Source organism: Tessaracoccus caeni, from assembly GCF_029211185.1.
Lineage (GTDB): Bacteria > Actinomycetota > Actinomycetes > Propionibacteriales > Propionibacteriaceae > Arachnia > Arachnia caeni.
Map to the genome: position 1 here is coordinate 38,471 of NZ_JARGDO010000016.1, position 23,183 is coordinate 61,653.

Sequence of the window (23,183 nt, forward strand, 5' to 3'; positions counted from 1 at the left end):
GTCGCAAGAGTCTACTTCTCAGCGAGACCTCTATCCCGTACCTCACCGGCGCGTCCGCGTCGCACGGGCTTCTCGGGAAGGAAGGCGGAGGCGATCATCACCGGCAGCACCGCGAAGAACGGACCGCAGACGAGCGCCGCGAGCGCGCGCAGTTGAAGATCGGTGCGCACCAGGTCGCCCGGCTCCGCGGCGGACAGCCGGGACGCGAAGCCCGCGCCGTCGATCAACAGGCCGAACCGCCACGCCACCAGGGCGGCGATCAGCCCGCCGCCGAGCGCCATGAACACGCTTGTCAGGTGTTCGTGCGAGAACCACACCCAGGCCTGGATCCCGAGCACCAGGCCGAAGGCGGCGGACAGGACGACGAAGTAGACGTCGGCCCCCACCATCGCGGCCAGCTCGCGCTCAGGAATCGTGGCTCGCAGCGCCTCGGAGATCGAGTAGGTGGGTCGCGGCGCCAGCAGGAACCACACCAAGCCCGCGACGATGCCCGCCACCGCGCTGCTCGCGAGGTAGACGATCACGCGGATGCTGAGGCGGCCCCACACCTCGTCGCGCGGGTTGCTCGACGGCAGCACCACCGGGGTGACGGTGCTCATTCGCTGGACACCATTCCGACGCAGGACGGCCCGAGCAGCGCCTTCAGGTCGGCGAACAGCGGCGAGCCCAGCTCCACGCGGTAGCCGGCGCCCAGCCGGTAGGTGGTGAGACGCTCGGGCGAGCGCAGCTGGAGATGCACCTCAGCCGCTCCGGGGTACTGCGACAGCACGCTCTTCAGCTTGTCCACCACTCCAGGGGTGCAGCGCACCTCCGGCAGCGTCACCAGGACCGGTCCGACGGCGCCCTCGGCGCTCAGGTGCGGGGTGGTGACGTTCTGCGCGCGCATCCGGCCGCGGCCGTCGCCGTCCTCGACCACGCCGTCGACGGTCACGATGGTGTCGGGCGCCAGGTGCATGGCGACCCGGTCGTAGACGCGCGGGAACACCGTCACCTCGATCGAGTTGGTGAGATCCTCCACCATGATCTGCGCGTAGATGGCGCCCTTCTTGTTCACCCGCCGGTTCACCGACGTGATCAGCCCGCACACCGTCGTCTGGCCACGGAAGCCGTCCTCGGCCACCACGGCTGAGATCTGGCGTTCGCCGTGCTGGGTGAGCACATGCTCTAGGCCGTTCAGCGGATGATCGGAGACGTAGAGGCCCAGCATCTCGCGCTCGAACGCCAGCTTGGTGCGCTTGTCCCACTCGTCGAGTTCGGGGATCTCGATGTGCGACGACGACTCCTCTTCGTCGCCGAACCCAAAGCCGAACAGGTCGTCCTGCCCGTTCTCGGCATTGCGCTTCAGGTCGATGATCGAATCGACAGCACCCTCGAAGACGTCCATCAGCGAGCGCCGGGTGTGGCCCAGCTCGTCGAAGCCGCCGGCCTTGATCAGCGACTCGATGACGCGCTTGTTGCAGATCGGCAGCGGGGCCTTGTCGAGGAAGTCGTTGAAGTCCTTGGCGGGGCCCTTCTTCTCGCGCTCCTCGATCCAGGCGATCACCACCTTGTCGCCCACGTTGCGCACCGCGCCCATGCCGAAGCGGATGTCGGTACCGACGGGGGTGAACGCCGTGGCCGACGAGTTCACGTCGGGCGGCAGCACGTGGATGCCCATCCGGCGGCATTCCGCCAGGTAGATCGAGGACTTGTCCTTGTCGTCGCGCACTGACTGCAGCAGCGCCGCCATGTACTCGACGGGGTAGTTGGCCTTGAGATACGCCGTCCAGTAGGAAACCACGCCATAGGCCGCGGAGTGCGCCTTGTTGAAGGCGTAGTCGGCGAAGGGCAGCAGGATGTCCCAGAGCGTCTGGATGGCAGCCTTCGAGTAACCGCGCTCGAGCATGCCGCCGGAGAACAACTCGTACTGCTTGTCGAGCTCCGACTTCTTCTTCTTGCCCATGGCCCGTCGCAGCAGGTCTGCGCCGCCCAGCGAGTAGCCGGCCAGCTGCTGGGCGATCGCCATCACCTGCTCTTGGTAGACGATCAGGCCGTAGGTCTCGCCGAGGATGGGCTCCAGCGCCTCGGCCAGCTCGGGATGGATCGGCTCCACCTGCTCTCGGCCGGTCTTGCGGCGCGCGTACTTGTTGTGCGAGTCGGCACCCATCGGTCCTGGTCGGTAGAGCGCGCCGACGGCGGAGATGTCGTCGAAGCAGTCGGGCTGCATCGAGCGCAGCAGCGCCCGCATGGGGCCGCCGTCGAGCTGGAACACGCCCAGCGTGTCACCGGCCTGCAGCAGCTCGTAGGTCTTGGGGTCGGTCAGTTCCAGGGACTCGAGGTCGACGTCGACGCCCTGGTTGGCCTTGATGTTGCGCACCGCGTCGTCGATCACGGTGAGGTTGCGCAGGCCCAGGAAGTCCATCTTGATCAGGCCCAGCGACTCGCAGCCCGGGTAGTCGAACTGGGTGATGATGGCGCCGTCGGCCTCGCGCTTCATCAGCGGGATCACGTCGACCAGGGGCTTCCAACTCATGATCACGCCGGCCGCGTGCACGCCCCACTGGCGCTTCAGGCCCTCGATGCCCATGGCGGTGTCGACGACGGTCTTCACGTCGGCGCTGGAGTTGTAGAGCTCGCGGAACTCCTGGGCCTCGGCGTAGCGCTTGTGCTCGGGGTTGAACAGCTCCGGCAGCGGCACGCCCTTGCCCATCACGTCCGGCGGCATCGCCTTGGTGATCTGCTCGCCGACCGCGAACGGCATGTCCAGGACTCGGGCGGAGTCCTTGACGGCGGCCTTGGCCTTGATGGAGCCGTAGGTGACGATCTGGGCCACCTTGTCGTTGCCGTACTTGCGCGAGACGTAGTCGATCACCTCGGAACGGCGACGATCGTCGAAGTCGATGTCGAAGTCGGGCATCGAGACGCGCTCGGGGTTGAGGAACCTCTCGAAAAGCAGGCCGTGCTCGATGGGGTCGAGGTCGGTGATGCGCAGCGCGTAGGCGCAGATCGAGCCCGCGCCGGAGCCTCGGCCCGGGCCCACGCGGATGCCGTTGCGCTTGGCCCAGTTGATGAAGTCGGCGACCACCAGGAAGTAGCCGGAGAAGCCCATCTGGCTGATGATGCCGGTCTCGAACTCGGCGCGGTCGCGTACCTCTTGGCTCTGCCCGCCCGGGTAGCGCTGCGCCAGGCCGCGCTCGACCTCCTTGTGGAACCAGGAGTCCTCGGTCTCGCCCTCGGGGCAGTCGAACCGGGGCATGTAGGTGCCGATGCCCTCCTCGAAGGAGGTTTCGATCCGCTCGGCGATCGCCAGTGTGTTGTCGCAGGCCTCGGGCAGCTCCTTGAACAGGAAGCGCATCTCCTCGGGCGACTTCAAGTAGTAGCCCGCGCCGTTGAACTTGAACCGGTTGGTCTCGGCCTTGCGCGATCCCGCCGAGACGCACAGCAGCGTGTCGTGGGAGTCGGCGTCGTGCGCGTGCACGTAGTGCAGGTCGTTGGTGGCCACCAGTGGGAGGTTGAGATCCTTGGCCAGGCGCAGCAGATCCTTGCGGACCTTGGTCTCGATGTCGAGGTCGTGATCCATCAGTTCGACGTAGAAGTTGCCCTTGCCGAAGATGTCCTGGAACTCGGCGGCCGCCCGTACCGCGTTGTCGTATTGGCCGAGCCGCAGGTAGGTCTGCACCTCGCCCGACGGGCACCCGGTCGTCGCGATCAGGCCGTTGCCGTACTGGTTCAGCAGCTCCCGGTCGGCGCGCGGCTTGTAGAAGAACCCCTCCAGCGAGCTGCGGGTGGAGAGCCGGAACAGGTTGTGCATGCCCTCGGGGTTGGCCGCCCACATCGTCATGTGGGTGTAGGCGCCCTTGGAGGCCACGTCGTCGCCGGTGCCGTCGCCGAACTGGACACGCTTGCGCTCGCTGCGATGCGTGCCCGGCGTGAGGTAGGCCTCCAGCCCAATGATCGGCTTGACGTCGTACTTCTTGGACGTCTTGTAGAACTCGTAGGCGCCGAACAGGTTGCCGTGGTCGGTCATCGCGATCGCCGGCATGCCCATCTTCTCGGCACCTCTGAAGAGGTCGTCGACGCGGGCAGCCCCGTCGAGCATCGAGAACTCGGTGTGAGTGTGAAGGTGCACGAACGAGTCCGACAACGCCACTCCTTAAGGTCCGGTCAACTGCCTGGCCACTCTACCCGCCCGGAGAGCAGACTGGTTGACGCCCACCGACTTGTCCGATCGACCACCCGGTTCACCTCGCCCCCACTACTCTCTAGCCATGGACGAGAATTTCTCGCGCCGCACTGCGGGCCGACCGTGTCGCCGACTGCCCTCGCGTCCGCCACCATGGCGCAACTTCCCTAAATCAACCAGGGGTCTCCTGCAGCAAACCAACAAAACCTGGCGCTCATCATCCTAATCAACACACTACTGGCGCACTCTCGACAGAACGCAACTCTCCAACACTCGACTAACTCTACCTTTCTGGAATTCTAACTATATCGCACCTACTGACCCGATCGCCCCCTTCGTCGGCCAGTAATAAGATCATGATCACTCTAATGAAGGAGCGTCCGTTGGACCAGATTCAGAAACCCATTCGAATGGGTTACGCACCTTCCCCGCCCCGCCCGCTTGTTGATCGCTCAGAGCAACGTCAGATACTTGAGATCTGGACACAAGAGGACCAGCATCAGCCCATGATAAGACCAATAGTTGTGCTTACAGGACCTGGCGGCATCGGAAAAACCACCATCGCCGCCACCATATACGAAGAGTTAGCACCAGATTTCGCTCTAAACCTGTGGATTAGCGCACACAGCCTCGACTCGGTAATAGATGCGTACTATAAGGCCGAGTTGACTTTAAGCGGCGATGCGCACTCTACTGAGATCGCCAGCACCAATTCCACCCGCGAGCAACTGGCCTTACAATTTCTTGACCGACTGCGCGATCACGACTCCCTGGAAAGTTGGCTCCTGGTTTTCGACGACACTGCACCTTGGGCATCTGAGCCAAATAACGAACGTTGGCTACCAGAAGCAAGCGAACATGGTCATATTCTCATAGTTACCAGGTCAAAAATTCCAAATATCGAAGGCAAACCAAACGTCCGCAGCCTATCCATCAGCAGGATACCGATTTCAGACGCCCTTTTGTTTCTACAGCAGGCGGTACCTGATGAACGAACAGTTGACCCCAGCACCCTAACAACACTTGCTTATGAAACACAGGGGCACCCCCTCGCAATGAACACGGTTGCAACACTCCTGAGATCAGGAGATTCCTCACCAGAGGAAATTCTCGATCAATTAGTGACACCGGCGCGGTCCGCGCAAGACATGATTTATACCGGGCACCCAAAAGAGGCGCTAGACGAGTTGAAGCGCCTTCTGGATACACAATCCAAGCTCTTAGGGCCCAATCACCCAGACACTCTTATCACTAGAGCCAACATCGCCCGTATTGAGGCAGAGACAGGGGACATTGGGAACGCCTCAAAGCACTTCATCAGCGTCCTTGATAATCAACAACGAATACTTGGACACGATCATACCGACACTCTCGCAACCCAGGGTAATTTTGCGCAGTTCATGGCCGAAATCGGCGAAATCGACACCGCACTCAGTCTTTTTGAACAGGTTCTTGATTCCCAGCAAAGACTTCTTGGCCAAAGCAACCCTGCAACTCTCGCCACTCTCAACAACATCGCATCATGGAAAGCAGTCTTAGGTCAACTTGACGAGGCCCAAGCCATATTCACCCGGGTTTTAGAAGACCAGATTTCCATTCTCGGGCCAGACCATTCTGACACAATTACTACCCAAGCCAATATTGCCCAGGTTCTTGCCAAAAAGGGGGATGTTAACACTGCAGCAGACCTCACCGAACAAGTGATTTCCCAACAATTGCGGATCCTCGGCCCAGATCACCCGGACACATTGACAACACTCGCGAACTTTGCCAACCTGCAGGGACTAGGCGGCAACGCTCCTGCCGCGGTGCGGCTACTCAAAGAGAACCTTCAAGCCCGACAGAGGACATGGGGCCCCAAACACCCAGCTACGCTAGCAACTCAAAGCGCGCTTGCTTCTTGGTTGGCGGAAAGCGGCGACTTGCGAACTGCTCTCAACCTTTTTAAGCAAGTTCTTCAAGACCAACAACAGATACTTGGCAATGATCACCCGGATGTACGTTCTACACGCCAGGAACTCGCCCATTGGTTAAGTCGTGCGGGCGACCCTGTCGCAGCACTGACAGTACTAGCGAATCACCCTACATCTACCGAGCCGCGCTCCGCAGCCGCGCGCTATGGAGCTGGTCATGAGTCGTGACCCTCACCAAAGAGTGCCACCACTAGGACGCACCGAGCCCAAGCCGCTGGCTGCGGCCCTCTCGTCTTACAACATGATGACCACGCGTCCCTCACGCGACACCGCCCAGCTATTTCAAGAGGTCGCGGCATCTATGAGTTCAGAACTCGATGGACTGCGGGCTGAACACCTCGTCATAAAAGTCAACTTAGCCGCTGCAAACGAACGCGAGGTAGCGTTAAGGACACGGCTTGAGTCTGTTCGCCGCCTGCAGGTTTTCACATCGGCAATCAACATGATCGGAGCAGTTCTAATCGGTTTCGGCGTGAATTATCTAACCGACGAGAATGCCACGATCAGACTGCTCACCGGCGGATGGATAATGTTGGGGGTCGGTGTCACTATACAGCTGGCAACCCTGATCGCACCATTTATCCATCGAGACGATAGTTCTCATCAATCCACCCCCTAGCAACTTCTAGGCACGCGCAGCAACTGACCTAGTTTGTCACCACTCCTGACCAAAGCTCGGAATGTCTTGACGCTTTACCAGTCGCTAGCCGCACACCGAGGGCACTCGTCACGGGCGAGCATTCATATCTAACTGTGCGTAACGCAAATAGACATCGACAGTTTCACACGAGAATTAACCGGATTTCCAAAGGCTACCGACGCCACGTCGCCGAGCTACCCGGAATCATCCGGATCGTCACTCAACTAAACTAAGCCGAAGCGACTGTTAAGCAAACTCATGGACAACGTCGTGGGCGTTACGCCCAGGGTCAGAACTCGCCCAATAGTCTTGCCTGACTACTAGCCAACAGTGGGCATAATGGGATTGTTTGTTACTGGCTATTCCCGGTGCACGCGCGGTCGCCACGCCTCTCCCCAAGGATCAAACGCGACTTTCGTATAGTTCCGTAGCCGCATGGATGCTATAAGAATCAGTGCACGATGTTGGCGATGATCCGCTGGCCAAGCGTGTTGGTCGCTGAGATTCGAGCGTCCATGTAGAGGGACGACCCGATCGAGAGACCGGGTTGTCCGGATATACCTTAGGACACAAATCCGCGCGTGCGCTAAGCGACGTAGTTGCCACCTGGCCGCAGCCTGTCATGCGGCGAATTGCATTCCCGCCTGAGGCGCGATGACAAGCCGGTTCGGACGGAGAGTTCAGGGACACGCGCCCGCGATGCTTCCCTAAAGTCTGCCTTCGGGAGCCTTTCTATATCTTCGGCCGGAGCGAGGAACGCGGCGGCGAAGGCCCGCTCAAACCTGAGTTTCACACTTTTAGTGCCCCAGAGTTCTAAGCATCTTGGCGGTCGTGTCGGGGATTGCGGGTTCGGCTTGTATGTGTTGGTCGCCGATACGGATGGTGACGTGTTGGAGCGGGCGGAGGGTCTTGATGATCTTGCGGATGCTCCACCCCGATCGGGCTTGGAGGTCACGGGCGATCGCCAGGGCGGTGAACACGATCGTGAGGTGGGCCTCGATCGCATCCAGGGTGCGGTGGAAAATCGGCCTGGCTGCCAGATCGGTCTTCGACATCCGGAACGACTGCTCCACGTGCCAGAGGTCGTGATAGCTGGCGATCACCTCAGTTGCGGGCATGACCTCGGCGGTGATGTTGGTGACGTAGCCCTTCAACCCGACCAAGGCGCGGGCCCGTTCCAACGAAGCGACATCGAGGCTGGTGGTCTGGCCGCTGGTCTTCACGAACCGGGCCTTCTTGACAGGTGATCGGCCTTCGATGATGTCCAGGGCCCGGTTCTCCTGCGCTGTGAGCGTGTGTCCGTCCCGGACGGCTCGTTTCCGAGAGTATTGCCAGATGGCCCGCCAAGCGTCGGGGTGTTGGGCAGGGTTCCAGACTGGCTCGCGGCGGGTCTTGACCCGTTCCAGGTCTGGCTTCTGGCGGCGCATCGTGATGGTGTCGATGATTTGTCCGTCAGCAAAGGCGTCGCCGTGCCAGTGGAAGTGTTTGGCTAGGTCGTGGGGTGCTTTCGTGACCCTCGAGCCGACGATGAACCGCAACCCGGCCCCGTTGATGGCTTCCAGGTTCTTGTTCGACAGCATCCCGGCGTCAGCAACCACGACCATGTCAGCGACCCGGTTGCGTTCCTGGAAGGCGGTCACGATCGGCAGGATCGTCAACGTCTCCGCTTTGGACCCTTCGAAGCAGGCGATCTCCAACGGGAACCCGGTGCGGTCCACCAGCAGCCCAACCACGATCTGTGGATCCACGCGACGTTCCTTCGAGAAGCCGACCTTACGGAGGTCGTCGGCGTGCTCGGCCTCGAAATACAGGGTGGTCACGTCATACATCAACAGGCTCACGTCGCCACCGGCACCGGACCACACGTGTTCGAAGCAGGCCGTCTGGACCAGGGCCCGGTAGTCCTTGGTTACACACCGTTTCAAAGCTTTGTAGTAGCTGTTGTGATGCAACGGCTCCAGGCCAAGCTCTTCGATCACGCGCAGGCTGTCGAGTTTCGAGGTCGGCTCCACCAACCGTGCCAGCACCAGCTGGAAGAACGCCTCGTCCTTCACGACACCGAACCCGAGCAGCTCCCACGAGCCGCGGATCACGTCGACCAGCAGCTGCGAGGACTTGCCCTCCACCACCGCCACACCAGCCCGGGGACGGCCACCAGTCCCGGCATCGAAGTCCAGCTCCGGCTGGTTGGCCGCCAGCTTGACCCTACCGGCATGCATCAGCGCCGCCAGCTGGGCATCGGTATGGGCCGAGCCCAGGTGCTCCACGATCCTGCGTTGACCGTGCTTCTTCTCCACGATCTGCACGGCCGTGGCCCCGGAAGCGGTCTTCACCTTCCGCAGGAACGGGCTCATGGCCCCGATCCTACAGAGGTTTTTAGTGCCCCGAACTCCCCACACAAACAGCCTTGACTAGCACCTTCACCGGATCAATACCCAGAACCCGGCCGCTGGTGTGAACTCAGGTGCGGCGAATTGCATTCCCGCCTGAGGCGCGATGACAAGCCGGTTCGGACGGAGAGTTCAGGGACACGCGCCCGCGATGCTTCCCTAAAGTCTGCCTTCGGGAGCCTTTCTATATCTTCGGCCGGAGCGAGGAACGCGGCGGCGAAGGCCCGCTCAAACTTGTCGGTATATCGACCGCCACGCGCAAGCAGACAAGAGCTGGTATGGGAAGGGGTGATCCGCCGGGCAAGGGTTCGCGCGCCGACGATGTCGCCCGCGCGGAGTGCCTGGCCCGATGCCCGGTCCCACAACCACTCCCATCGCGTCTCCATCGATCCGCGCAAGCACCTCAGTGGTACCCGGAGACTCCGTTGTCGCACTGGCGAGGCGGACCAGTTCTTCTTGGGTGGCCCGGTTCGGAACATGTCACGGGACGCGCTACTTGTGGCACACGCGAAACTGATATCCACCCGTCCGCCGAGAGGGTGCGGCCATCACCACTATGAGCGCTAGGCGTCCGCCCGGTGATCCGATCGCGACTATCGTCACGTCGTCGCCTACTTGATAGAGAATGCGGTAGTCGCCACGTCGAGCACTATGCAAGCCCTCGAACTCACGTCGAAGCGGTTTACCCACGCGCTGCTGACTACTGGCCAGCGGACCGTAGATGAACTCGATCGCGGCTGCCGCCACCCTTTCCGGCAGACGTCTCAAGGCGCGCTTCGCCGTCGGGGTCCACGCGATCTCGTGCGGGGTGTCGCTCATCGCGCAAACTCGGCCAGCAACTCTTCCTTGCTCAGGGTCTCAGCCTCACCAACCGCCAACTCTCGAAGGCTGTCCTGGATCTGCTGCGTGAGATCGTCAGGCCCAGCGATGTCGAGAGTCTCTCCCAACGACTCCAACTCGTCGACGCTCATGACGACCGCAGCAGGTCGGCCATGGCGAGTGATCACGACACGATCCCGCTCCCGGGCAACCTGATCGACAACCTCGGACAGCTGGTTCTCGACGTCCCTCAGTGGCATCGGATTGGTGATGGGCATGACACGAGCGTAACCGCAAAATGGCCTCAATCGCGGCTACGCACACGTGGGCCAGATCGCTCCCTGATCACGATGTCGGCCTCAGCCGATCACGAACGTGTCTGCGTCGCCCCGCCTCGAGTCACGCGGCGAGTTGGTTCTCCACTTGATGTGCAACGACAAGCTGGTTCACGCCGAGGGTTTCTGCAACCTGCGCCTGTGCTGATTCGCTGTAGTCGCCCCGGAGCAGCTTCTCGATGCCTTCGGCCGGAGCGAGGAACTCGGCGGCGAACGCCCGCTCAAACTTGTCGGTATACCGGCTACCACGCGTCAGCAGAGAAGAGCTGGTCTGCGGTGCGGTGATGCGGCGGGCCAGCGTGCGCGCGCCGACGAACCGACCTCTCGGGGTGGCTGGCCCGATGCCCGGTCCCACAACCGCTCCCATCGCATCTCCGTCAATCCTGACGAGCGCCTCGACGTTGACCGGAGGCTCGGTCGTCGCACTGGCGAGGCCGACAAGTTCTTCGATCGCGACCGGACGCTCCGGTGTGAGATCAAGTGCGTGTCTGAGCCGACGTGCTCTCTCGTAGCCTTCCCTCCACGGGGCGGAGCCAGACACATCAGCCAGGGGCTCAAGGAGTGGAACTCCCAGACCCTTCGGCAAGCGCGTCGGGGCCGTGCGCTCGAGTGCGTCTCTCACCCACCGGTCTGCCGAACCGAGCTCAGAGATCGGCACGGCACGCGACAGATCGGCAAGCAACGCGCCATCCCCCAACGTGTCAGCCGCCGAAAGCAAGGCGCGCGCGTCATCGTCGCTGATGTTGTAAGGGTCGAAACCCCACGAGGCAGCGACAATCGCGAACTCTCGCTCATCGGTGTCGCTTGACTGGATCGAGGCCCATTCCTCTTGCAGGAGGGTGTCGGTGACGTTGCAGTCCTCAAGCCGACGCACGGTGGCGTCGATGAATCGGCTCAACGCGTGGCGAACCTCATCAGCGTCAAGCACCGCGTCGACCGAACCGAGCACGCGCACGCGCTGATTCGGATCGTTTCGTCTTGGCGACTGAATCCACATTTGCTGTCTATCCGACCGCAAGGTCATGGACGGCCACGGGAAGCCCTCACCCGCACCACTGAGGTTCAGGCCGCCATACGTCGGCAGATGGGAGGCTGTCTCTAGATCCCACCAGTTCAAAGCAAGCCATTCCGCCAGAGGATAGGCCGCAGCGTCGATGCTCTCCCGGATCTGCGAAGGAGACTCCAGTTCTTTCACGAGAGTGACGATCTCGTCGCCGATCATGATCCGCAGCCTGCCCCAGGTGGCCCGTAGCTCAGGGGCACGAACACCGGAGGCAGACTCCCAATCGCAGGTGATGGTGAGTGTCATGACAACCGCTCCCGTAGTTCGCGAGGAATGCTGGCCTCCGTGACCGGATAGCCCTTGTAAGTACCCGCCGTAGCGTTCACCAGTCGCGCCTCAAACCAGGTTCCATCCAGCTTCGCCCAGACATAGCGAGGAAAGCACTCTTGATCTCGAAAAGCGCTGACGTTGCCCTGAAGGATCGCGTTTCGTAGCCAGCCACAGATCATGTCCGCATCCTTGTACTCCGTGGGACAAGGAGTGGCATCCGAGCGGAGCTTTGGACGTCCGGCAAACGATGGATAGGTTTTGTGCTCTGGTGAACCGACGTAACGGACGGTCGCGGCCCAGGCGGCCAGATCTTCGGAACTCGGCGCAACAGCCAGCGCCTGCGGGCGAGGGCGCTTCCTGCTGGGAGTCTTCACCTCTCGATCCTAGCCCGATACGAGTTCTCGACTCGTTACGGCCCGGAAGCCGGTCGCATCAGAGTCAATCGAGATGAACGACGCCCTACTCAATCAACGACCGGTTGAGTTCGAAGAAGGTGAAGATGTCGGCGCAGCTGCGGAACCCTGACACCACGAGGGTCGTCACAACAACCGTCGCACGTCGTCGACCACGGCTGTCGCTCACGCCCACCTCACTGCGTGAGGTCTATTCTTGCCAGGTGCCTGAGACGCATCCGCATCCCACTGATCCAGCGCCACGGCTTCCCCGTCGCACATGAGCGGAGCAGTCCTTTTGGCCGTGCTCGCATCGGCCCTGATGCACGCGGCCTGGAACGTGATCGCCAAGGCGATCCCTGATCGGCTGGTGTCGTCGGCCCTCATCGGGCTGGCCTATCTGGTCGCCGGAGCGATCGGCTGCGTGATCCTGCCGGTGCCGGAGCCGGCGTCGTGGCCCGCGCTGATCGCCTCGGCCTTCCTGCAGAGCCTCTATCTCTTGCTGCTCACCGCCGCCTACGCGCGCACCGACTTCAGCGTCGCTTATCCCCTCACCCGAGGGCTGGCCGTCCTGGGTGTGACCGTGCTCTCCCTCACCGTGCTCGGGGAACGGCTGCACGCGCTTCAGATGATCGGAGTGGTGCTGGTCATCGGCGCCCTCCTCGCGCTCGCCTTCCTCCGCCACCCCCGCAGCACGCGCACAGGGTTGCTGCTGGCGCTCGCCGTGGGCGCCTGCGTGACCGGCTATTCCTTCGTCGACGGCGTCGGCGTGCGGGTGGCGGGAACGGCGCTCGGCTATGCCGCGTGGCTGTTTCTGCTGCAGGGCGTCGCGATCCCCCTCAGTTGCCTGCTGCTGGCGCGCGACCGTCGCGCACACCTCCGTGGCATTCGACGCCACGCGCGCATCGGGATGGTCGGCGGGCTGTTGTCTCTGGCCGCCTACACGATCGTCGTGTGGGCGCAGTCCGTTGCTCCCCTGGCCTTGGTGTCGGCGCTGCGCGAGACGGGGGTGCTGATGGCCGGGATCGCCGGGATGATCTTCTTCCGCGAGAAACCCGGAGCGGTAGGCATCGTCGCCACCCTTGTCACGGTCGGTGGAATCGTCCTGATAAGGCTCGGAATGTAGGGGGTTTCGCGGCTCTGGATTGCGCTGATCACGAACGGCAGTGGCAACGGTTCGCCCCCGCTGGCCGGCCTCGCTACAGTCCTGCGCATGGATGTGGTGCAACGAGTTCGCGCGGGACAAGGCGGTTTCCTTCTCTTCGGCATCACCCCGCCCAAGATGTCGACGCCCGCCGACCGTCTCGCCCGAACCACTGCGACGACGCTCGCCCGACTTCGGAACATCGATCCCGACGGGGTGGTGCTCTACGACATCGCCGAGGAGCAGGACCGGAATCCCGAGACGCGCCCGTTCCCCTTCCTGGCGACGCTCGACCCCTCCGACTACCTGGACCGGCACCTCACCGAGTGGCAGAAACCGACCGTGATCTACCGCGCCGTCGGCAAGTACACCGAGGCTGAACTCACCGCGTGGTTGCAGTCGCAGGACGCCGACCGGGTTTTGACCGTGCTGGTGGGGGCATCGTCGAGCCAGCAGGTGGGAGCGACGACGCTGCGACGCGCCTACGAGCTGCGCAACGAGCTGCGACCAGATCTGCTCACCGGGGCCGTGCTGATCCCCGAGCGGCACACCGCCAAGGGCGACGAGCACCTCCGGATGCTCGCGAAACAGGACGCCGGGGTCTCGTTCTTCGTCAGCCAGATCCTCTACGACGCCAATGCCGCCAAGAACCTGCTGGCCGACTACATCGACGAATGCGAACGACGCGACGTGGCGCCCAGGCCGGTGGTGTTCACGCATTCGGTGTGCGGCTCCGTCAAGACGCTCGAGTTCCTCGACTGGCTCGGCGTGCAGGTTCCGCACTGGGTGCAGCGCGACCTTCGCCGCGCCGATGACACCCTCGACACCTCCGTGGAACAGGCGAAGACGATCGCCCACGACATGATCCAGTACGGTCGCCGGATCGGCATGCCGGTGGCCCTGAACGTGGAGAGCGTCTCCACCCGTCGCGTCGAGAACGAGGCAGCCGCCCAACTCGCCGTCGATCTTCGCGCTGCACTTGCGGAGTAATCTCCTTTCCGGCCGCGTTCCAACCGCCGCGACGCAATCTCGGCCCCAGACCAAAATCGGCCCCAACGCCACCGGCTCCGCCTAACCGGAGGCAAAAGGCCTGCACGTGACACTGCGGGTATACACGGTTCAAGATCACCGGCCCACGACAGGAGGCAAGAGATGTCAAAAGACCGCGCAGTCGCTATCTGTTTTGCTGGGGATTCGGTCCTCGTCATGCGACGTTACAAGGACGGCCGGACGTATACCGTGCTGCCCGGTGGCGGGGTCGAGAACGGCGAACTGCCCGCAGCGGCGGTCGTGCGCGAGTTGTACGAAGAGACCAGCCTCACCGGAGTCGTCTCCCGACACCTGACCACCATCCAGCACCCCGACAGAACCGCCCACTACTTCCTCGTCCAGGCTCAGCCGGGCCAACTGGTCGTTGGAGGTCCGGAATCTGCCCAGCAGTCCACTGAAAACAGCTACCAGCCGTGCTGGCTACCGCTAGACGAATTGCAGGATGAGCCCCTCGTTCCCGACGAGGCTCGCGCTGTCATCGCGAATGCCCACGCGAGCGTCCGTCGGACGCCCGGCTGATTCACTTCACGATCGCCTGGAGTACGGCTTCAGGTCCGGCAGTCGTTGGCCGCCTTTCTCGCATCCACCTGCCGCTCCGCATCGAATGAATCTGGCGTTGATCATTCCAGCGATACACACCTTCACCAGAGCAGGTCGGCGACCTTGCTGGCCGAGTCCGAGCGGCTGATCGCAGCTCGGAGCAGGGATGCTGCGTCGTCGGAATCGAAGGCGGAGAGGTAGCCGTCGACGAGCAGTCGCGGTAGGCGCGCGGCGACGCCTTCGAGCACGCCGCTGTCCCCCAGGAGGCCGATCGCCCCGGCGGCCTCTGCCGCTGCCTTCGCACGGACCTGTTCCGCGCTCAGCCGCTTGGTGCCGAAGAGGACGGCGCTGTACTGGCTGTCGCTCTGGCAGGTCTCGAAGTACACGCGGGCGGAGTCACGGAGGTGCTCGTCGATCACGTCGTGCGCACCCGCGTCGAGAACGGCCTTCACGGGCTTCTGCCCCAAGAAGCCGGACACCGTACGACCTGCTCTTTTCATTCCGCCTCGCGTCCGCGCCTGCTTACCCGCGACGATCAGTTCGATCCAGAGACCGAGGAAGCGGTCGATGTCGCCCTTCGGGCCACGACGGTAGGCCTCCAGCTCCGGATACTCGCTCATGACCCGAATCCTAGTGGGATCTCTGGATATGCCGATGAGTTCAATGACGAAGCCAGGTCGCCGCTCGGTGTGCCGCCATAGGTACCACCTATCCGCGGGATCTCTATGTCATGAACCCACCGAGGACCGCAGCCACGACGACGATGCCGACCATGTGGTAGCCGCCGGTGACGGCACCGAAGACGTAAGGGTGAGGGGTATGAGGAGTCAGCGCGTTGTTCATCGACACCGGTAGCGCGACGCCGCCGCCCACGATGACCCCGACGATGAGGGCCTCGCTCATGCTGGCCGGAGCGGCGACGGCGAGAAGCACCCCGAGGGCGACAGAGACCAGCACCGCGCTCACCAGCGGGACGATGTAGTAGTCGGCACCGAACCGGCGAGCACCGGAGACCTCATGGCCGATGGCGCGATCCCAGGTCTTGCCGAACAGCGGCGTGAACCAGATGGCCCCGAGAATGTAGTAGGCCAGCGCCGCGAGGGCGACCCCGAGCCAGCTGACGTGGGCGATGACGTCGAACATGTTCCGCGCCTCTCAAGTTCTTTCGACGCCTGTGGCGCTGACGACGTGGTGCAGGTTTTCCATGCGCCCAGTCTTGTGACCGACCATGAGCGACGATAGGAAAAAGGCGACAAGCCAGGAAGACTGATCCCATGATCGATGTGCACTCAGCCGACGAGGCGAGGCCGATCGCGGTCGACGAGCGCTCCGGCGTGCTGCACCCTGATCGTCTGGTCCGGTTCGCGGCGGGCTGGATCGACCCCGCCCCGACGGTGTCCGCCGTGGTCGATCAGTACTGGCACGTGTCGTGGGCGCTCGACGATTCCGAACAGCTGGATCAGCGGATCATCGACCTGCCCGCAGTCACACTGACCGCCGAAGCCGGCACGGTGCCGGCGCCGCTCGTCGTGACTGGTGTGCAGGATCGGGCTTGGCGCCGCACCATCCGAGGCACCGGCGACGTGTTCGCGATCCGCCTCCGACCGGCAGGGCTGGCCGTGCTCAGCGATCTCGTCGTCACCTCGGTCGCGAATCGCACGATGCCGTTGACCACCACGCTGGACGCTCGACTGCACGCCCTCATGAGCGCCGTGGCAGCAGAGTCGGGTGCCTCCGACAGGGCCGACGCGGCCAACAGGCTGATCGAACGGCTGCTGGCGGAGCACCCACCCACGCCCGCCGGCCTGCTCGCCAACGACGTGCTGGATGAGATGAGAACCCAGCTGCATCACAAGACCGGCCCCTCCCTCGCCCAGCGATTCCACTGCAGCGAACGCACGATCCAGCGGGCCCTCGCCTCGACCCTCGGCCATGGTCCTAAGTGGATCAGCCGGCGCATCCGACTGCAGGAGGTGGCCCGGACGCTCGTCACCAGGATGGACGCCGACGTGGCCTCCATCGCCGCCGACCTCGGCTACACCGATCACTCGCACCTGACGAAGGACTTCCACGCCATCGCCGGCGTCGCCCCAGATGCCTACCGTCGCGAGGTGGAACGCCTCCGCTGACACTCACGGTCGTCGACGTGCGGCCCAGCCGAGGAGCGTCGTCACACCAGGAGTTGGCGGACCTCCGGGCCGATCGGGCGCGGCAGCTTGGAGGAGCCGGAGAGGAACTCGTCGACTCCCTTCCCGCAACTGCGACCCTCGGCGATGGCCCACACGATCAGCGACTGACCACGGCCGGCGTCGCCACAGGCGAAGACCTTCGGCACACTGGTGGCGTAGTTCTCGTCGCGCGCGATGTTGCCGCGGGGGTCGAGCTCAACACCCAGCTGCTCCACCAAGCCGGCCTGCTGAGGGCCGGTGAAGCCCATGGCCAGCAGCACCAGCTGCGCGGGGATGTAGCGCTCGGTGCCCTCCTGGGGGACGAAGCGGCCGGCGTCGAACTTCACCTCGACGATGTCCAGGCCCGCGACGTTGCCCTCGTCGTCGCCGACGAAGCGCACGGTCGAGACCGCGTAGACGCGGTCGCCGCCCTCCTCGTGGGCCGAGGTGACCTTGAAGGTCATCGGGTAGGTGGGCCACGGCTGCCCGGTGGGGCGAGCCTCCGGCGGCATCGGCATGATCTCGAGCTGGGTGATCGAGCGCGCTCCCTGACGGATCGCGGTGCCCAGGCAGTCGGCGCCGGTGTCGCCGCCGCCGATGATCACGACGTCCTTGTCGGTCGCCAGGATCTGGTTCTCGACGTCCTGGCCGACGGCGACGCGGTTGGCCTGCGGCAGGTACTCCATGGCCTGATGGATGCCGCCCAGCTCGTCACGCCCGGGCGCCGGGAGGTCGCGGGGCATCGTCGAGCCGATGGCCAGCACCACGGCCTCGTACATGTCCAACAGCTCGGGGCCTGTGATGTCGACGCCGATGTTGACGCCGGTCTTGAACTGGGTTCCCTCCAGCACCATCTGCTTCAGGCGGCGGTTGAGAACGGCCTTCTCCATCTTGAACTCGGGGATGCCGTAGCGCAGCAGGCCGCCGATGGCGTCGGCCCGCTCGTAGACGACAACCGTGTGGCCGGCCCGCGTGAGCTGCTGAGCCACCGCCAGGCCCGACGGACCCGAGCCGATCACGGCCACCGTCTTAGCGGTATGCCACGCCGGCTGCTGCGGCACGACGCGGGAGTCATCCCACGCCTTGTCGATGATCGACACCTCGACGTTCTTGATGGTCACCGGATCCCGGTTGATGCCGACGACGCAGGCCGTCTCGCAGGGCGCCGGGCACAGCCGCCCGGTGAACTCGGGGAAGTTGTTGGTGGCGTGCAGACGCTCCAGCGCCGGCTGCCATTCGTCGCGCCACACCAGGTCGTTCCACTCGGGGATCAGGTTGCCCAGTGGGCAGCCGTTATGGCAGAACGGGATGCCGCAGTCCATGCAGCGTCCGGCCTGCTTGGTGATGATCGGCAGCAGGGCGCGCCCGGGGGTGCCGGGGTAGACCTCGCGCCAGTCCTCCACCCGCTCCTCGACGGGCCGCCGGTCGGCGACCTTGCGAGGGGTGGTCATGAAGCCCTTCGGATCAGCCATGAGCCGCCTCCATCATCATCTTGGTCATCTCTTCGTCGCTCAGGCCCTCGGCGGCCGACTGGGCGGCCACCGTCATGATCCGGGCGTAGTCGCGCGGCACCACGGAGGTGAACCGCACGGCCAGTTCCTCGTCGCTCAGCTGCAGCAGGCTGCTCGCAACCGGCGATCCGGTCTCGTAGCTGTGCTCCGTGAGCAGCTCGCGGATCCGGTTGAGATCCTTGGCCGTCGGACGCAGCGCATCCACCAGCTCGGTGTTGAGGCGCTTGGGGTTGAGGTCGAGCACCCAGGCGGTGCCGCCCGACATGCCCGCCGCGAAGTTGCGCCCGGTGCGTCCGAGCACCAGCACCTCGCCGCCGGTCATGTACTCGCAGCCGTGGTCGCCCACACCCTCGACCACCGCGGTGGCGCCCGAGTTGCGCACGCAGAACCGCTCGCCGACGCGACCGCGCAGGAACAGCTGCCCCGACGTCGCGCCGTAGCCGATCACGTTTCCGGCCACGATCTGCTCGGACGCGTCGAACGAGGCCTCCGGCGGCGGGGCGACGATCAGGCGTCCGCCCGAGAGGCCCTTGCCGAAGTAGTCGTTCGAGTCGCCGATCAGGCGCAGCGTGACGCCGCGCGGCAGGAAGGCGCCGAAGCTCTGGCCGCCGGTGCCGTGCATGGTGAACTCGATGGTGCCCGGCTCCAGACCGCGTCCCTCGGTGGCCTTGGTCACCTCGTGGCCCAGCGTGGTGCCCACCGTGCGGTCGACGTTGCGCACCGCGACGGTGTGGGCCACCTTCTCGCCCCTGGTCAGCGCGGGCTCGGCGAGCTTGATCAGCTCCACGTCCAGCTTGGTCTCGAGACCGTGATCCTGGCCGACGACGCTCTTCAGCGGGGCACCCTCGGGCAGCTCGATCTTGGTAAGGATCGGCTCCAGGTCGAGGCCCTGAGTCTTCCAGTGGCCGACGGCCTTCGACACGTCGAGCAGGTCGACGCGGCCAATCGCCTCGTCGAGGCTGCGCAGGCCCAGCTCGGCCAGCAGCTCGCGGACCTCCTGCGCCATGAAGCGGAAGAAGTTGATCACGTGCTGCGGATCGCCGGCGAAGCGCGAGCGCAGCTCCGGGTTCTGCGTCGCGACGCCCACGGGGCAGGTGTCCTTGTGGCAGACACGCATCATGATGCAGCCGGTCACCACCAGCGGGGCGGTCGCGAAGCCGTACTCCTCGGCACCCAGCAGGGCGGCGACCAGCACGTCGCGGCCGGTCTTGAGCTGACCGTCGGCCTGCACGACGATGCGGTCGCGCAGCCCGTTGAGCAACAGCGTCTGCTGGGTCTCGGCCAGGCCGAGCTCCCACGGTGCGCCGGCGTGCTTGACGGAGGTCAGCGGCGCCGCACCGGTGCCGCCGTCGTGGCCGGAGATCAGCACCACGTCGGCTTTGGCCTTGGACACGCCCGCCGCCACGGTGCCCACGCCCACCTCGGAGACCAGCTTCACGTGGACACGGGCCGACGGGTTGGCGCACTTCAGGTCGTGGATCAGCTGCTTCAGATCCTCGATCGAGTAGATGTCGTGGTGCGGCGGTGGCGAGATCAGGCCGACGCCGGGCGTCGAGTGCCGGGTCTTGGCCACCCAGGGGTAGACCTTGGGTCCGGGCAGCTGGCCGCCCTCGCCGGGCTTGGCGCCCTGGGCCATCTTGATCTGGATGTCGTCGGAGTAGGTGAGGTACTCCGAGGTGACGCCGAAGCGGCCGGAGGCCACCTGCTTGATGGCGGAACGACGGCGCGGGTCGTGCAGTCGCTCCGGATCCTCACCGCCCTCGCCCGTGTTCGACTTGCCGCCGATCTGGTTCATCGCGATGGCCAGCGTCTGGTGCGCCTCCATCGAGATCGAGCCGTAGCTCATCGCGCCGGTGGAGAACCGCTTCACGATGGAATCGATCGACTCCACCTCGTCGATCGAGATGGGCTCGTTCTCAGGCGCGAAAGTCAGCAGTGAGCGCAGCGTCATGATCCGCTCGGAGTTCGAGTTCACCAGCGAGGTGTACTTCTTGAACGTGTCGTAGGAGCCAGTCCGGGTGGCGTGCTGCAGGCGGAACACCGTCTCAGGGTCGAACAGGTGCGGCTCGCCCTCGCGGCGCCACTGGTACTCGCCGCCGATCGGAAGGCTGCGGTGCGCCAGCGGGATGCCGTCGGCCGGGTAGGCGGTGAGATGACGCTGCCGGATCTCCTGCGCAAGCTCGTCGATGCCGATGCCGCCGATCCGCGACGTGGTGCCGGTGAAGTAGCGCTCCACCAGTTCATCGGAGAGACCGATGGCCTCGAAGATCTGCGCGCCGGTGTACGAGGCGACGGTGGAGACGCCCATCTTGCTCATCACCTTCAGCACGCCCTTGGCCAGCGCCTTGGCGACGTTGGCGATGGCCTGCTCCGGGGTGGCGCTGACGTACATCTCGCGGCGCGCCAGGTCTTCGGCCGATTCGAACGCCAGGTACGGGTTGACGGCCGAGGCGCCGAAGCCGAGCAGCAGCGCGACGTGGTGCACCTCGCGCACGTCGCCGGCCTCGACGATCAAAGCGGCCTGAGTGCGACTCTTCTCGCGCACCAGATGGTGGTGGATGGCGGCGGTCAGCAGCAGCGACGGGATGGGCGCCTGCTCCGGCGTCGAGTGACGATCCGACAGCACGATGGCCTTGGCTCCCCCACGGATTGCCGCGGAGACCTCCTGGCACAGCTCGTCGATCTTCGACGCGAGCGCGCGCCCCCCGCCGGCCACCTTGTAGTGACCCTTGATGACGTGGGTGTGGTAGCCCGGCAGGTTGCCGTCCTCGCCCAGGCGGACGATCTTGGCCAGCTGCTCGGAGTCGAGGATCGGCTTGGCCATGGTGATCACGCGGGCCGACTCCGACGACGGTTCCAGCAGGTTGCGCTCGGCGCCCAGCGTCGCGGTCAGCGACGTCACCAGCTCCTCGCGGATCGCGTCGAGCGGCGGGTTGGTCACCTGGGCGAACAGCTGCTTGAAGTAGTCGAACAGCATCCGCGGGCGGTTCGACAGCACCGCGATCGGCGAGTCGGTGCCCATGGAGCCGATCGGCTCGGCGCCCGAGTTGGCCATCGGGGCGACGATCAGGCGCAGGTCTTCCTCGGTGTAACCGAACACCTGCTGGCGGCGGGTGACGGAGGCGTGCGAGTGCACGATGTGGGCACGGCCGGGCAGCTTGTCCAGCTCGATGCGGTTGGACTCGACCCACTCGCCGTACGGGTGCGCGTCGGCCAGCTCGCCCTTCACCTCGTCGTCGGAGAGGATCTTGTGGCGCTCCAGGTCAAGCAGCAGCATCCGGCCCGGCTGCAGGCGGCCCTTGCGCACCACCTGGTCGGCGGGGATCGGCAGCACGCCGGCCTCGGAGGCGAAGACCACCAGGCCGTCGGCGGTCTCCCAGTAGCGGCCCGGACGAAGCCCGTTACGGTCGAGGCAGGCGCCGATCAGCGAGCCATCGGTGAAAGTCATACAAGCGGGGCCGTCCCAGGGCTCCATGATCAGCGAGTGGTACTCGTAGAACGCGCGGCGCTTGGGGTCCATCTCCTTGTGCGACTCCCAGGCCTCGGGAATCATCATCAGCACCGCATGCGGCAGCGAGCGACCGCCCAGGTGCAGCAGCTCCAGCACCTCGTCGAAGGATGCCGAGTCGGAGCCCGACGGGGTGCAGATCGGGAACAGGCGCTCCAGGTTGCCGGGGATCTTGTCGGAGGTGAGCAGCGCCTCGCGAGCCCGCATCCAGTTGCGGTTGCCGCGCACCGTGTTGATCTCGCCGTTGTGCGCGATCAGCCGGTAGGGGTGGGCCAGCTCCCAGGCGGGGAAGGTGTTGGTGGAGAAGCGCGAGTGCACCAGGGCCAGCGCCGACTCGATGCGCTCGTCGTGCAGTTCGGGGAAGACCTCTTCGAGCTGGTCGGTGGTCAGCATGCCCTTGTAGACGAGGGTGCGCGAGGACAGCGACGAGAAGTAGACGCTCACCTCGTGCTGGACGCGGCGGCGCAGCACGAAGGTGTAGCGGTCGAGGTCGATGCCGCCCTGGTCGGAGCGACCGGCGACGATCAGCTGCTCGAAGTGCGGCATGGCGCCGATGGAGATGGGCGACAGGGTGGAGGTATCGACGGGCACCTCGCGCCAGGCGAGAACGTCCAGGTCTTCCTCGTCGGCGATCCGCTCGATGGCGGCCTTCGCCTCCGCACGGCGGTCCTCGTCGACGGGCAGGAAGGCCATGCCGACGGCGTAGTGGCCCTCTTCGGGCAGCTTCACGTCGACGACCTCGCGCAGGAACCGGTCAGGCACCTGGATCAGGATGCCGGCGCCGTCGCCCGCGGCCTCGTCGGCACCGGTGGCGCCGCGGTGGTCGAGGTTGCGCAGCGCCTCGAGGCCCTGCTCGACGATGGTGTGCTTCGGCACCCCGTTCAGGTGGGCGACGAAGGCGACGCCGCAGGCGTCATGCTCGTAGGCGGGATCGTAGAGGCCAACCTTCTCACGCTGCGGAAACACACTGGGTGCCATATCTCGTCCCTTCTGTCACACCGCACCTCACGGCCGCGGCAGGACGACGATAGGCGCCTCAAAACCCGCGAAACAATCCCGTTCGGGCTCCAGCGAGAACTCGTAAAAAACCTGTTACGTCACTGAAACAGGTCACGCTCAGCGGCCTTCCACGCCGTCGAATAGTCGTTACATGCGCCGAGCCACTAAATTGTGTCGTGGTTCGTCTGAGATCCCTACTTCAGCCTCAGGAGGCAAGGG

At 64.5% G+C, this 23,183-nt stretch carries 17 protein-coding genes; 6 read left to right on the top strand and 11 right to left on the bottom strand.

Annotated elements, in window-relative coordinates; all coding sequences use genetic code 11:
* Positions 1–11 precede the first annotated feature (11 nt).
* Positions 12–599: a hypothetical protein gene (locus P0D62_RS13800; RefSeq protein WP_275703127.1), complete on the bottom strand. Its 588-nt coding sequence runs from the start codon at positions 597–599 to the stop codon at positions 12–14.
* Positions 596–4,123, bottom strand: a complete 3,528-nt coding sequence (gene dnaE / locus P0D62_RS13805; protein WP_275703128.1) for a DNA polymerase III subunit alpha — start codon at positions 4,121–4,123, stop codon at positions 596–598. The genes P0D62_RS13800 and dnaE overlap by 4 nt, the downstream gene beginning before the upstream one ends.
* Before the next feature lie 422 nt (positions 4,124–4,545).
* Here dnaE and P0D62_RS13810 point away from each other — a divergent pair, with 422 nt between their 5' ends.
* Positions 4,546–6,303 (top strand): tetratricopeptide repeat protein, encoded by a 1,758-nt coding sequence (locus P0D62_RS13810; RefSeq protein ID WP_275703129.1) that lies wholly within the window; start codon positions 4,546–4,548, stop codon positions 6,301–6,303.
* A 73-nt stretch (positions 6,304–6,376) separates the two neighbouring features.
* Positions 6,377–6,754, top strand: coding sequence for a hypothetical protein (locus P0D62_RS13815; protein ID WP_275703130.1), 378 nt, complete (start codon positions 6,377–6,379; stop codon positions 6,752–6,754).
* Between the two features lie 818 nt (positions 6,755–7,572).
* Here P0D62_RS13815 and P0D62_RS13820 read toward each other — a convergent pair.
* From P0D62_RS13820 to P0D62_RS13840, 5 genes are all read right to left on the bottom strand, one after another.
* Positions 7,573–9,129 (bottom strand): IS1634 family transposase, encoded by a 1,557-nt coding sequence (locus P0D62_RS13820; protein ID WP_275703131.1) that lies wholly within the window; start codon positions 9,127–9,129, stop codon positions 7,573–7,575.
* 528 nt (positions 9,130–9,657) lie between these two features.
* Positions 9,658–9,984, bottom strand: coding sequence for a type II toxin-antitoxin system RelE family toxin (locus P0D62_RS13825; protein WP_275703132.1), 327 nt, complete (start codon positions 9,982–9,984; stop codon positions 9,658–9,660).
* A complete protein-coding gene (locus P0D62_RS13830; RefSeq protein WP_275703133.1) occupies positions 9,981–10,262 on the bottom strand; it encodes a type II toxin-antitoxin system Phd/YefM family antitoxin in 282 nt (93 codons plus the stop codon). Before P0D62_RS13830 ends, P0D62_RS13825 begins: the two co-directional genes overlap by 4 nt.
* A gap of 121 nt (positions 10,263–10,383) precedes the next feature.
* Positions 10,384–11,628 (bottom strand): ImmA/IrrE family metallo-endopeptidase, encoded by a 1,245-nt coding sequence (locus tag P0D62_RS13835; protein WP_275703134.1) that lies wholly within the window; start codon positions 11,626–11,628, stop codon positions 10,384–10,386.
* The gene (locus tag P0D62_RS13840) at positions 11,625–12,026 is read right to left on the bottom strand and encodes a hypothetical protein (protein ID WP_275703135.1); all 402 of its coding nucleotides are present in this window, start codon (positions 12,024–12,026) and stop codon (positions 11,625–11,627) included. The genes P0D62_RS13835 and P0D62_RS13840 overlap by 4 nt, the downstream gene beginning before the upstream one ends.
* Before the next feature lie 298 nt (positions 12,027–12,324).
* Here P0D62_RS13840 and P0D62_RS13845 point away from each other — a divergent pair, with 298 nt between their 5' ends.
* The 3 genes from P0D62_RS13845 (at position 12,325) to P0D62_RS13855 (ending at position 14,757) form a co-directional block, all read left to right on the top strand.
* Positions 12,325–13,170: an EamA family transporter gene (locus P0D62_RS13845; protein WP_275703136.1), complete on the top strand. Its 846-nt coding sequence runs from the start codon at positions 12,325–12,327 to the stop codon at positions 13,168–13,170.
* Between the two features lie 87 nt (positions 13,171–13,257).
* A complete protein-coding gene (locus tag P0D62_RS13850) occupies positions 13,258–14,178 on the top strand; it encodes a methylenetetrahydrofolate reductase (RefSeq protein ID WP_275703137.1) in 921 nt (306 codons plus the stop codon).
* 162 nt (positions 14,179–14,340) lie between these two features.
* Positions 14,341–14,757, top strand: coding sequence for an NUDIX domain-containing protein (locus tag P0D62_RS13855; RefSeq protein WP_275703138.1), 417 nt, complete (start codon positions 14,341–14,343; stop codon positions 14,755–14,757).
* Between the two features lie 122 nt (positions 14,758–14,879).
* On the opposite strand, the gene P0D62_RS13860 is transcribed toward P0D62_RS13855, so the two are convergent.
* Positions 14,880–15,398 carry a DUF6553 family protein gene (locus P0D62_RS13860; RefSeq protein WP_275703139.1) on the bottom strand — a complete coding sequence of 173 codons (519 nt, stop codon included), beginning with the start codon at positions 15,396–15,398 and terminating at the stop codon, positions 14,880–14,882.
* Between the two features lie 103 nt (positions 15,399–15,501).
* Positions 15,502–15,921: a DUF1761 domain-containing protein gene (locus tag P0D62_RS13865; protein WP_275703140.1), complete on the bottom strand. Its 420-nt coding sequence runs from the start codon at positions 15,919–15,921 to the stop codon at positions 15,502–15,504.
* 131 nt (positions 15,922–16,052) lie between these two features.
* Between P0D62_RS13865 and P0D62_RS13870 the strand changes: the two genes are divergently transcribed.
* Positions 16,053–16,907: a helix-turn-helix domain-containing protein gene (locus tag P0D62_RS13870; RefSeq protein WP_275703141.1), complete on the top strand. Its 855-nt coding sequence runs from the start codon at positions 16,053–16,055 to the stop codon at positions 16,905–16,907.
* A 41-nt stretch (positions 16,908–16,948) separates the two neighbouring features.
* Here P0D62_RS13870 and P0D62_RS13875 read toward each other — a convergent pair whose 3' ends face one another.
* Both P0D62_RS13875 and gltB read right to left on the bottom strand, forming a co-directional pair.
* Positions 16,949–18,418, bottom strand: a complete 1,470-nt coding sequence (locus P0D62_RS13875; RefSeq protein WP_275703142.1) for a glutamate synthase subunit beta — start codon at positions 18,416–18,418, stop codon at positions 16,949–16,951.
* Positions 18,411–22,943, bottom strand: a complete 4,533-nt coding sequence (gltB, locus tag P0D62_RS13880; RefSeq protein ID WP_275703143.1) for a glutamate synthase large subunit — start codon at positions 22,941–22,943, stop codon at positions 18,411–18,413. Before gltB ends, P0D62_RS13875 begins: the two co-directional genes overlap by 8 nt.
* Between the last annotated feature and the right edge of the window lie 240 nt (positions 22,944–23,183).